The sequence below is a fragment of the Pseudomonas sp. GL_091 genome (genome assembly GCF_057837725.1).
In genome coordinates, this window is sequence record NZ_CM174451.1 from 4,108,863 (window position 1) to 4,122,082 (window position 13,220).

Genomic DNA, 13,220 nt, shown 5'->3' on the forward strand with positions numbered 1-13,220 from the left:
CCGGACAAAGTCCTAGTATTTTTGTCGGGAAAGATTTCGACAATCCCCTGATTTTCTGTAGGAGCGAGCTTGCTCGCGATGGTCGCCAACGATAACGCGCACTCCCGGATTTGCGCGGCGCACTTGAGAGCATCGTCGGAACGCCGCCCGGACCAAGCTCGCTCCTACAGGGGATCGGCGATTATTCAGAGGTTCTCGTAGCGGTTCATGTCCAGCACACCCTCTTCCACCGGATCGGTTTCGTGGATGTAGCGGCTCAGGTCATGGAAATAAGGCCAGAATTGCGGATGGCTGCGACGTATTCCCCAACGTTGGACGATTTTCTCGAAGCTGTCGGTGTCCTTGGAATTTTCCATCGCATCCACAAACGCAAGCACTTGCTCGGCCGGGATGTTGAACATGAAGTTCGGGTAGCTGCTGAGCACGCCGGGGAAAATGGTCAGGGTGTCGAGCCCCGGTTGGTAGCGCAGTGATTCACCGAGCAAAAACGCGACGTTGCTGTGGGCACGGTTGCGCAGCAGGCTGTAGACCTCGCGTTTGCCGCTACGGGTTTCAATGCGCAGCATGGTCGCTTCCGGCAGTTGATCAATCACTTTCAACCCGGCGGCCGGACGCGAGGTCAGTCGGCTTAGCGTCTGCTCGGCACTTTGCAGGTCCGGATCGATGTTCGGCCGCGAACAGTAAGCCCCGTCGCAGCGGTTGATCGGGTCGGGCCTGGCATTGAGATCACCATAACGGGCCAGCAATTGCTGGGCGAAGTCGCGTTTGGGGTCCTGCGGGTTAAGTTTCAGCGCGGTCGGCTTGTCGTCATCGATGGTCTCGTAGTCGAGCCACATCTTGAATTTGCCACTGTTCTGATACCAGTCGTCGAGGTAGCCATCTCGCGAATCGGCGGGCATCAGGCGCAGGAAGTTCTGCTCGGCACCGTTGCGGATCAGGTCGAAATACAGGCGCGTCTGGGCCTGGTGGGACACGTTGCCGAACACATCGAAGTTCACCGCCAGTTGATAGTAGGTGCGCTCCAGCAGCGGATAGTCGAACAGCCATATCGTTTGCGGCACGTCGCCGATCAGGCCTTTGGTCACCGAAGCGCTGTCGAAATGGCGGAAGATACTCAGCAACGCATTGTCGTTGCCGGCCCACAGGGTCGACCAGCTCGGTGCAGGTTCGTCGGCATAGCTGTCCCGGCGCAAGGCTTCGTATTCATTACGCTTGTCGCGGTAGTCGTGCCACAAGCTGAGGACACTGCCGACGTCGTCATTTTGCCCCGGCATGGCCAGCAACGGCGTGGCCTGCCCGCGATAGTTCGGATCGGTGACATACAGGTCGTGCTCGGGCGCCTGGAACAGCGCCCAGAAATTATCGCGGATCACGTCCGTGGCGATCTGACCACGACACACTGGCCCACGGATAAAGGTGCGCACGAAGTACTCGGCGTTATCGAGCATGAACTGATAGCGCGCCTGGGCCGGAATCGCTTCGAAGGTGGCGAACGGGTTGGCCCGGCTCTGCGGTCCATAGCCCGGCAATGCGTCGACCTGCCAGTTGCCGCTGTAGAACAGGCTCTTGACCCGCGCCAGCTTCGCCGAACTCAACGGATAGGTGATGTGGGTCTTGTGCACGATCACGCCCTGCACCGGCCACAAGCGGTAATAAAACTGCGTGCCCGGATCATCGTTCGGGCGACGGGTGTTGATCAGGTCGATCGGCTGGCCGGTCGGGGTGCGCGAACGCACCCACTGGAAGAAATGCCCAGGCTCGCCATCCTTGAAGTAGAGATGGGCGAGGAACCAGTGCTCGAACAGCCAGCGCCCCACCAGACTTTCCCGGGCGCCCGGCGAATTGAGCAGGTTTTCCCATTGCACCACCTCCAAGGCTTCCCTGGCGCTGGGCGCCAGCGCCTGCTGATCGATCGGCGCGCCTGCCGCCAGCCAGCGTTGCAGCGTCTGGTACTGCTGGTCGGTCAGGCCGGTCACTGCCAGCGGCATACCCTCCTTCGGATGCTTGGCGGCGTAGCCGTCGAACCCCTCGGGCATGGCGCACATATTTTCCCGGTTCAGGCCCAGGACGATGTCCTCCGGCAGCTTCGCGTTGGGTTGCAACGGAGTTTTGTGGCCAAGCTCCAGCATCCGCGCCATCAGTGCAGCCTGGCTGCCCTGGGCATCGAGTACCGAATAAAAGCCTTTTTGCTGCCAGGCCTGTTTGCCGGAGGCGTCATAGAACAGTCGGGTCGGCGCAACGGCCTGGCGGCGGTCACCGTCGTAGACCGGGATTTTCGTCGCGCCCCGTGCCGCGCCCTCGCCGCTGCCCAGGTTGAGCTGACAGGCGGCGTCGTTGCAGGCGTGGCAGGCCACGCACTTTTCAGTGAAGATCGGTTGAATGTCGCGGCTGTATGAAATGGCAGAGGAAATCGCCGGACTTTGCGCCAGAGCGCCCCAGCTTAAAAACAACAACAATGTGCTGATGACGAAGCGATACGACATGTCCCTGGTCCTGAATCCTGAAAAAACGCCGCGATTCTACCGGTCTGTCATCCTTACCAACATGAACGATATTCATGCAAAATCGAGTCATGCTCTAAAAGCGCACAGGTTTGCTATCATCCCGGCCCTTCGTCATGGTCTTACCGAGTAGTCCAAATGTCCGATCGCAGCGTACGCCTTCAAGCTCTCAAGCACGCCCTCAAAGAGCGCATCCTGATTCTCGATGGCGGTATGGGCACGATGATCCAGAGCTACAAGCTCGAAGAGCAGGATTACCGTGGCAAACGCTTCGCTGACTGGCCGAGCGATGTCAAAGGCAACAACGATTTGTTGGTACTGACTCGCCCGGACGTGATTGGCGGCATTGAAAAAGCCTACCTGGACGCCGGCGCCGACATTCTGGAAACCAACACCTTCAACGCCACCCAGATATCCCTCGCCGACTACGGCATGCAGGGCCTGGCGTATGAGTTAAACGTAGAAGGCGCACGCCTGGCGCGCAAGGTCGCCGACGCCAAGACCCTGGAAACCCCGGACAAGCCGCGCTTCGTTGCCGGCGTGCTCGGTCCTACAAGTCGCACCTGCTCGTTGTCCCCGGACGTGAACAACCCCGGCTACCGCAACGTGACCTTCGATGAGCTGGTGGAGAACTACACCGAGTCCACCAAAGGCCTGATCGAAGGCGGTGCCGACCTGATCCTGATCGAAACCATCTTCGACACCCTCAACGCCAAGGCCGCGATCTTCGCCGTACAAGGCGTATTCGAAGAACTGGGCATCGAACTTCCGATCATGATTTCCGGCACCATCACCGACGCCTCGGGCCGCACGCTGTCGGGCCAGACCACCGAAGCGTTCTGGAACTCCGTGGCCCACGCCAAACCGATTTCCGTCGGCTTGAACTGCGCCCTCGGTGCCCGCGAATTGCGCCCGTACCTCGAAGAACTGTCGAACAAGGCCAACACCCACGTTTCCGCGCACCCGAACGCCGGCCTGCCGAACGAATTTGGCGAGTACGACGAGTTGCCGTCGGAAACCGCCAAGGTCATCGAAGAATTCGCCCAAAGCGGCTTCCTCAACATCGTCGGCGGCTGCTGCGGCACCACGCCGGGCCACATCGAGGCCATAGCCAAGGCCGTGGCCGGTTATGCGCCGCGGGAAATCCCGGACATCCCGAAGGCGTGCCGCCTCTCGGGCCTCGAGCCATTCACCATCGATCGCAACTCGCTGTTCGTCAACGTCGGCGAGCGCACCAACATCACCGGTTCCGCCAAATTCGCCCGCCTGATCCGCGAAGACAACTACACCGAAGCCCTGGAAGTCGCCCTGCAGCAGGTCGAAGCCGGCGCCCAGGTGATCGATATCAACATGGACGAAGGGATGCTCGATTCGAAGAAGGCCATGGTGACCTTCCTCAATCTGATTGCCGGCGAACCGGACATCTCCCGCGTACCGATCATGATCGACTCCTCCAAGTGGGAAGTGATCGAAGCCGGCCTCAAGTGCATCCAGGGCAAGGGCATCGTCAACTCGATCAGCATGAAAGAAGGCGTCGAGCAGTTCATCCATCACGCCAAGCTGTGCAAGCGCTACGGTGCCGCGGTAGTGGTGATGGCCTTCGACGAAGCCGGCCAGGCCGACACCGAAGCGCGCAAGAAGGAAATCTGCAAACGCTCCTACGACATTCTGGTCAACGAAGTGGACTTCCCGCCGGAAGACATCATCTTCGACCCGAACATCTTCGCCGTCGCCACCGGTATCGAAGAACACAACAACTACGCCGTCGATTTCATCAACGCCTGTGCCTACATCCGCGACGAGCTGCCGTATGCGCTAACCTCCGGTGGCGTGTCCAACGTGTCGTTCTCGTTCCGCGGCAACAACCCGGTGCGCGAGGCGATTCACTCGGTGTTCCTGCTGTACGCGATCCGCGCCGGTCTGACCATGGGTATCGTCAACGCCGGTCAGCTTGAGATCTACGATCAGATCCCGGTGGAACTGCGCGACGCCGTGGAAGACGTGATCCTCAACCGAACCCCGGAAGGCACCGACGCCCTCCTCGCCATCGCCGACAAGTACAAGGGCGACGGCAGCGTCAAGGAAGCCGAGACCGAAGAGTGGCGCAACTGGGACGTCAACAAGCGTCTGGAGCACGCACTGGTCAAGGGCATCACCACCCACATCGTCGAAGACACCGAAGAATCGCGCCAGTCCTTCGCTCGCCCGATCGAAGTGATCGAAGGTCCGCTGATGGCCGGCATGAACATCGTCGGCGACCTGTTCGGCGCCGGCAAAATGTTCCTGCCGCAAGTGGTGAAATCCGCCCGCGTGATGAAGCAGGCCGTGGCCCACCTGATCCCGTTCATCGAACTGGAAAAAGGCGACAAGCCGCAAGCCAAGGGCAAGATCCTGATGGCGACCGTCAAAGGCGACGTGCACGACATCGGCAAGAACATCGTTGGCGTGGTGCTGGGCTGCAACGGCTATGACATCGTCGACCTCGGCGTGATGGTCCCGGCGGAGAAAATCCTCCAGGTGGCCAAGGAACAGAAGTGCGACATCATCGGCCTGTCCGGCCTGATCACCCCGTCGCTGGATGAGATGGTCCACGTCGCCCGCGAAATGCAGCGCCAGGACTTCCACCTGCCGTTGATGATCGGTGGCGCCACCACCTCCAAGGCGCACACGGCGGTGAAGATCGAGCCCAAGTACAGCAACGATGCGGTGATCTACGTCACCGACGCCTCCCGCGCCGTGGGCGTAGCGACGCAGTTGCTGTCCAAGGAGCTCAAGGCCGGTTTCGTCGAAAAAACCCGCCAGGACTACATCGAGGTTCGCGAGCGCACCGCCAACCGCAGCGCCCGCACCGAGCGCCTGAGCTATGGCGCGGCCATCGCCAAGAAGCCGCAATTCGACTGGGCGAGCTACACGCCGGTCAAACCGACTTTCACCGGCACCCGGGTGCTGGACAACATCGACCTCAACGTTCTGGCCGAGTACATCGACTGGACGCCGTTCTTCATCTCCTGGGACCTGGCCGGCAAGTTCCCGCGCATCCTCCAGGACGAAGTGGTCGGCGAAGCTGCCACCTCGCTGTACAACGATGCCCGGGAAATGCTCAGCAAACTGATCGACGAGAAGCTGATCAGCGCCCGCGCGGTGTTCGGTTTCTGGCCGGCCAACCAGGTGCATGACGACGACATCGAGCTCTATGGCGATGACGGCAAGCCAATGGCCAAGCTGCATCACTTGCGCCAGCAGATCATCAAGACCGACGGCAAGCCGAACTTCTCCCTGGCCGACTTCGTCGCGCCCAAGGGCAGTGAAGTGACTGACTACGTGGGTGGATTCATCACCACCGCAGGGATCGGCGCCGAAGAAGTGGCCAGGGCTTACCAGGACGCCGGCGACGATTACAACTCGATCATGGTCAAGGCCCTGGCCGACCGCCTGGCCGAGGCCTGCGCCGAGTGGCTGCACCAGCAGGTGCGTAAAGACTACTGGGGTTATGCCAAGGATGAAGCGCTGGATAACGCGGCACTGATCAAGGAACAGTACAGCGGCATCCGTCCGGCACCGGGCTACCCGGCCTGCCCGGACCACACCGAGAAAGCCCAGCTGTTCGCCCTGCTCGATCCAGAGGCCCAGGAAATGCGCGCAGGCCGCAGCGGCGTGTTCCTCACCGAGCACTACGCGATGTTCCCGGCGGCAGCGGTCAGCGGCTGGTACTTCGCTCACCCGCAGGCGCAATACTTTGCCGTGGGCAAGGTCGACAAGGACCAGGTGCAGAGCTACACCTCGCGTAAAGGCCAGGAGTTGAGCGTGACCGAACGCTGGCTGGCGCCGAACCTGGGTTACGACAACTGAGTGACCCACTGTGGGAGCGAGCTTGCTCGCGATGGTCGTTAACGATAACGCGTGTTTACTGATTAAACACAGCGCTCTTGAGTCCATCGCGAGCAAGCTCGCTCCTACAGTAGTAATCCGGCGGCCGAGCCGGTCAAGGCAGCCGTCAGACTGTCGATGTCCAGAGCTGCGGTTCTTCACCTGCCAGCTCCGAGACCTCCTTGCGGGACAACTCGATCATCTTCGCGTTGCGCGCCGCCGCCAGTTCGAAAAGCTGACTCATGAATGCGGCATCATCGGCGCTCTCAACCCCATCATCCTCCCCTCCCTGACTCTCCACTTCATCGAGTGCCCGAAAGACTTCAGGGTATTTCTCCTTGAGATAACTCACCCAATAGTCGCGCTGGATCAAGTCTTCGAAAAACCCGTCGGACCGCTCCGCATTGACGACTTCCACGCGGGCGTCAGCCAGTTGTTGCCGCGTGACGCCCGAGGCATACGTCATGTGTTTCGGCTGACCCGGCAGGATCAGGCCGTCATCCCAGCCCTCCGTCAGGCCGATTCGATAGCCCAGGCGCACCTCGGCCTCATCCTCGCCGGTATGAGCCGCGGCTTTGGTCGCCAGATCATCGATCTTGTCCAGTCGAAACAGCTGCCTGGACAGTTTCAGCAGTGCTTCGCCCTTCACACTCAGGCCTCCAGGCGGAATGTCGAGCAAGGCATTGTGGGTGAACACTTTGCTTTCCAGCCCGCTGAACGTGAGGATTCGCCCGTCGACGCAGGTGCCATGGGTACTCGAACTGGCGAACAGGACTTCCCGAAGTTCGCTGTTGCTGGCCGCGGCTTCCATCACTGTCCAGACCCGTCGCGTCAAGTCGGCATTGGCCACCCGAAACTCCCGGGTGTCCTGCAATCGCGAGAGTAAATGAAAGAACGCAGCATTGTCCGGCTCAGCCGCCAGCCGATTCCAGATTTCGCTTTTACCGGCCACTTCCTCCGGGGGCGCATTGGCCAGCCAAGGGGCCTTTTGCTCGGAATCAGGCTCAACGTCAGGCAGTTCTTCATCCGACTCGACGCTGTCACTGTCGCCTTCGTCGTGAGCATCATCAAGCAGCTCGTCGAGTTCAGCGCGCGAGAGCCCCAGCACGGTGTCGCGTGCTCCCGAGTCACGGTAAGCCCTCAAGCGTTCGAGGCTCTCAAGCGCCAGGTTGTTGTCGCTCAGATCGATGCCGATCATCAGGACGTTGTGATTGCCATCCAGAGCCTGCGCTGGAACCGATGTGATGTCGTTACCACTTAGATTCAGGACTCTGAGATGGGCGGCATCCAGCACGCCGCCCGGCCATTGCGTCAGATTGTTATTGCGCAGATCGAGTGTCACCAGCGCGTCGAAAACGTCGAGATCGAAGGAGTCCAGTTCGTTGTAGCCCAGGTCAAGCCGCTTCAGACGTTCCAGATTGCTCAACGAGGCGTAGAGGTGCCCGGCATCGTCCAGCCGGTTCGAAGACAGTTCCAGTCGCTCGAGCGTCCCCATGTGCTGGACCGGCTCGGGTATTGCCTCCAGCCCATTGCCATTGAGTTCCAGGGTTTTGAGCCGGGTAAAGGCGTCGAGGAACCCGTCGGAGCCTGTCCGGGTCAGTTTTACACCGGTCAGTTTCAACGTACCGACGTGCTCGAACGTTGCCGGCAACGTGGGGAGATCGCCCAGTTGCAGGCCGCTCAGATCCAATGCGGCATTGGCAACCCCCTCCACGCCGGTCAGGCCTTCGCGCCAGCATTCGAGGATGCGCAAGGCGCCCACCCTGCGAATGCTTGAGGACGTCATCCAGCCTGTGCCGCGCACTCCCCGGGTAAAGATCCAGCCATTCAACTGATGCGTAAGCGCATCAAAGGTCTGTTCCCAACCGGCAAGGCGCTCGCTGATTTGCACCTCGGTCGCCCCGCGCTCGCGCATCTGTTCCAGCGCTTGCAAGGCTTCATCATCCGCCAGTGTCGGCTTCAAACGTTGCAGGCGCTTTGTGAGAACCTCGGCGCCGTCTCCCGCCGCAACCTCAGGCAGCGCCAGCAAATGCTGCGCAATGGAAAACCCACTCTCGGACGGCGGGAAACCAAGCGGTATCGGCTCCATGGCGAACCGCTGCAGGGCACCCTCTGGCAGCACCCTGGCAACTTCTATTCGCTGCCAGGCGGTCTTGAGCATCGCACCAGCCTGAGGGGTCAAGGGCGAACCGCCGAGATTGGTTTTGAGCAATATCTCATTTTCCAGCACCGCCACCGGCAGCTCGGAAATCTTGCTGTCGCGCAAATCCAGCCAGGTCAACTCCGGCAGATCCTGAGCACCTGCCGGCCACTCCCGCAGCTCTGTCGCGCGCAGGTTCAAGGCCTTGAGGCGAGTCATTGCGCTGACGTCCAGGGTGTTCAGGGGGTTGCTGCAAAGGTCCAGATATTCGAGCGTCTGCAACCCATCGAGACCTTGTTGAATCCCTGAATCGACAACAATCCCGTTACTGGAGAGATCCAACTGAGTCAGTTTTCCGAGATCGTTGGGACCGATGGGGATTTCGGTCAGGCCGCAACTACGCAAGTCGAGTGTTTGAAGGTCGGAAAACCCGTTGATGAAATCGCGAATCTGCTCTGCAGGCGCTTTACTCCCCCTCAAATACAGCGTTTTCACCTCTGGGAAAGCGCCGGCCGGCAGCTCGGGAAAACTACTCAGTCCCAGATTAGGCAAGTCGAGCACCGAGGCATTGGCTGTAGCGCCGTAACGCTTGAATACGCCGTTGCGCCAGCACGCTCTCAGGGAATTGGCCGCTAATGTCCGACCTGTCACTTCATTGATCGCGGTTGGCAGTTTAAGGGCACGATAGGACCAGTCATTGAGGTTGCGATTGAGTACATGGTGTTGCTCACTCAAGGCTTCGATCGCCCCGTACCTCGCCTCGGCGTCCTGCCACTGCTCGACAAACCGACTGAACAAGGCATCGTGATTCTCGTTGATGCCCTCGCCAAGGCGTCTCAACTCACCCTTGCTGTAATCCCTGACCATTTCCTCGAGATCAACAAGGTGTGGGGATTGCCTTTTGGCGTACTCATACGCTGGCCGGAAATTTTCACGAAGGACATTCGACCAATCCAGCGACAGTCCGGACCAGAGCTTTTCATGCCCGTTGAAAATGCCGTCAGGCAAGGTTCGGATTCCGGTGCCCTTGAGATTCAATCGCTCAAGGTGCGGCAGTTCAAGAATCCCGGCGGGCCATTCAAACATCGGAAGTGCCAGCACATCCAGCCGGCGCAGATTGCGCAACTGGCTGACATCCAGCGCAATCGGCGTGAACCCCGAACAATAGACAGTAAGGTCCTCAAGCCTGGTCAGCGCGCTCAGCCTCGACGGCATGTCGACGGCGTAGGGCGCGGCTGAATACAGGCTCAGATCCCTAAGTTCCGGCATCGTGCCGATGACCTCGGGCACATTGCTGAACTGGTTGCCCGTGGCGTTGATCCGTAGTTTTCTCAACCCGGGGAAATTGGCCAACAGCGCATCGGCATTGGCGTCCGTGATACACCGGCCCCGGACGTACAGATCACGCACATGGGAGAAATCCGCCGACAACGAAGGAAGTGCTTCATCACAGGTCAGGTCAAGCAACGTGAAGCGCGCCTGCTCTGCGGCCAACGGCGAGTTGCGCCAGCTATCCTTGAGACTCTGCGCGACCGAGGCCTTGCCGCCCAGCATGCGCTCCAAGGCAGAGCTCGACGATGGCTCGCCTACCCATTGATCGAGCGTCGCCTCAAGCGTCTCCCACTCTCGCAGGCGGGCCTGCAACAAACCGTAAATCTGCGCATCGGTTTTTCCCGCACGCAACTGCGCCAGGACAAATCCGTTGGCCTGCTGTTCGGTCAGCGCCGGATAGACATCCCGAACCCGCGTCGCCAGCGAAGGATTGATCCCTTGCCCACGCCCGCTGGCGTAGTACCCCACCAACCGTTCGTTGACCCGAACCGGAGGCTTGAACGTCGCACGCTTGCCAGTGCGTGTATCCAAACGTTGCGCCAGCTCGCCGCGATGGGCGACGGCATAGTCGATGATTGCCGTGCGCAGATGACTACCCTGAGCCACATGGGGAACACCCAGCGCCTGGCGCGCCGAATCGGGCAAGGCGTGCATGATCGACGGGTAAAAGTTGTCACCATTTCGAGGAATGCCGTTGAGCTCCTCGCCGCGCTCATCAAACGCCTGGTAAGCCGGTCCTTTCTTGACCACATATTTGCGCGTGTCGGCTGTCTGACTGCCAATGCCATCGATCAGCGGCCCCTCGACGTAACCGTCGCGGACTTCCAGGCGCACGCTGTCGGACCAGCCCGGCAGCTTTTCCAGGGAATGCAGTGCGAGCCATCGGCTGCCCGCCGACGCCATACGCTCCAGAAGCAACCCGGCAAAGGCGCGGTTGACGCGCCCTTGCCGTGCATACCAGCGGCCCTCTTCAAGCATGTTCAAGGGAATCCGCCGCGTCGTTTGCCATCGCGCCAGTTCCTCGGCATTGGCATCGAGCAACACCCTGTTGGCAGCGGATTCACTCAGCCCCGGGCAAGCACGCCGCAGCATCGCCACCGGCCCCTTGACCGCCTCGGTGTTCCCCGGGCCAACCTCGAACGCCGCCAACAACTCAGCCAGCCCAGGAGGTGGAGGCAGATGATCGAGGTGCATCTTGCGCAGGGCATTGTCACTGGTACCGCTGGCATCGGCGATGGTGAGCAGTTGCTCGTCAGTCAGGGCCTCGGTCGCATGCCCCATGCGCCGCAACAGGGTCAGGCGCTCCCACTCAAGAGGACGCTCCAGCGTATGGCGCCAGGCACCGTGGCCGTTGTGTTCGAGAATCGGCCGCCAGGCCCCGACATCGGACGGATGCTTGATGCGCCATTTTTTCAGCGTTGAATCAAAGGTGATCTCATACACCTTGCCGGCCTGGCGGATGTAAGTCTTGCGGTTCGCACGAAACTGTCCCAGGGCATTGGGGGCGATGTCATCGCCCAGCTCAACGTTGCACTCATAGGCCTTCAGGTCGGGTTTCCACAGCCGTGTCGCGCCATCGGGGCGCTTGATGGCGTCCAGCCCTTCGATCACGGGCTCCGGTGCAACCGGCGCGATCTTGCCGAGCACTTTGCCGGCCCCCGCCATCACCGCGATCAACGCCAGGTTTTCCGCCACATCGATCAGGTGTGCCTTGGCAGCAACGCGATCACCCTCACTCCATTCGATAACCCCTTCGAACGATTCGTACAGCAATTGCCCGGCCATTACCGTCAGCATGATCTCGCCCAGCACCGGAACGAACATCGACACCATGTTCAAGCCCAGCATGCCGATTTCCAGCAGGTGATTGAGCTTTGCCGCCCGAACCTTCGCATCGACCTCAGCGGTCGGGACGGCATGACTAAGCGCATCGGCGATGACCTTGGCGCGGTTTTGCTCGTAGAGATAAGTCCACAGATCGGTGTTGGCGGACCAGATTCCGGCTACGCCTTTACGCGTCGTGCCCAATGGATCGAGGTAAGGATCTTCCACCGGTTCGCGCTTGCCCTGGGTTTCAGGGGGCAGCTCTTTGATACCAACGAACGTGGAGACCGGCGGAATGTACCGGGCGACCTTGACCCAGATGGAGTGCAACGGATCGCTTGGAGCGTCCGCCTTGCGGGTGAACTGGCTGAAGTAGTAAGGGCGGTCGGCGTAAGCCACGAACTGACTGAAAAAACGCTGGTGTGCGGTCGGCCTGCCATCGCTAGCAGACTGTGAATTGCCGGCCGTGAACTGGCGCTTGAATTCGTCCCGCAACTGCGCCGAGGTGTAGCGCTTGAGCGGATGTTCGGGATCATGGGGAATGTAGACGATGAAATCGCTGGTGTAGCGATACTGCTCGCTGATGCTGAACACCACACAGCCGGTTATCCGGCGCTTCATCAAGGTGAGGTCGCGGAACCAGACCTGTCTGTCGCCCAGCCGGGGATGGACTTCCCCGCCAATGACCGAAAGAATCATCACGTAGTCTTGCGCTTCGATGTCCTTTTTCAACAACGCCAGGTCGGCTGCCGCCCTCATTGCGGTTTTCTGGCTGTCGATGAATTGCTCGCGCAGGCTGGCTTCCGCCCGCGTATCGGTTGGCTGGAAGAACCCGTTCACGCAGGTTTGATACTGCGCGCCGATGTCCAGCGTTCGGCACAGCGACAAGAACTGCCTGACTGTCATGCCCAGCGCAACATCCTGGAATGTACCGGGGGTCGGCGTTTCGACGACGAACCCGGAACCACGGTGGAAGGCCCCTTCTTCACACTCCGATGCCTCGAAGTTGTGCAATGCCGCCTGGAGCAAGGAAAGCTTCAACACCTCGAAAGACGAGACTTCGATATCGAGTACGCCAACCTCCAGGGGGCGCCGCAGGCACACCCAGGTCTTGTTCACGTCGACGTCGATCGAGAACCTGTCCTTGAGAGCCTTGGCCAATATCGGCCCGGCGAATGTTTCGGCGTCGTGCAGCGCGGACATTGTCTGGTCCAGCCGGGTATGCGAGATAAAACTGGCGTTGAAACTTGCCCTCAGTGCCTGCTGTTGCGCACCGGATGCGTGCACGTACCAGTCAGGCAGACGTGTTGCGGTATCTTTGATCGCGGCGCGCCTTGCGGATGTGGCGCTGACCAACCAATCGGGAGTCATTTGTTCAAGCGATTCACTGTGCATGCTGCTTTTCCCTGGCAGCAACGGCTTCAACACTGAACCTTCAATAGGCGACTGCACCTTCGACGTCGGGGGCGAAGTGCGGGATGAAAGGGTCATACTGTCTCTCCTGGTAAATGGAGCGACAGGACACCACCTCAGGCCTGAACACCTGCGGTACATAG

At 60.2% G+C, this 13,220-nt stretch carries 3 protein-coding genes; 1 reads left to right on the forward strand and 2 read right to left on the reverse strand.

Going from position 1 to position 13,220, the window contains the following annotated elements:
• Nucleotides 1-185: 185 nt before the first annotated feature.
• Nucleotides 186-2,483 (reverse strand): fatty acid cis/trans isomerase, encoded by a 2,298-nt coding sequence (locus AC3ITY_RS18635; RefSeq protein ID WP_489304310.1) that lies wholly within the window; start codon nucleotides 2,481-2,483, stop codon nucleotides 186-188.
• A gap of 156 nt (nucleotides 2,484-2,639) precedes the next feature.
• On the opposite strand from AC3ITY_RS18635, the gene metH reads away from it, so the two are divergent.
• Nucleotides 2,640-6,350 carry a methionine synthase gene (metH, locus tag AC3ITY_RS18640; RefSeq protein WP_489304311.1) on the forward strand — a complete coding sequence of 1,237 codons (3,711 nt, stop codon included), beginning with the start codon at nucleotides 2,640-2,642 and terminating at the stop codon, nucleotides 6,348-6,350.
• Between the two features lie 145 nt (nucleotides 6,351-6,495).
• On the opposite strand, the gene AC3ITY_RS18645 is transcribed toward metH, so the two are convergent.
• Complete coding sequence (locus AC3ITY_RS18645) at nucleotides 6,496-13,059, reverse strand: NEL-type E3 ubiquitin ligase domain-containing protein (protein ID WP_489304312.1); 6,564 nt, start codon at nucleotides 13,057-13,059, stop codon at nucleotides 6,496-6,498.
• Nucleotides 13,060-13,220: the final 161 nt, after the last annotated feature.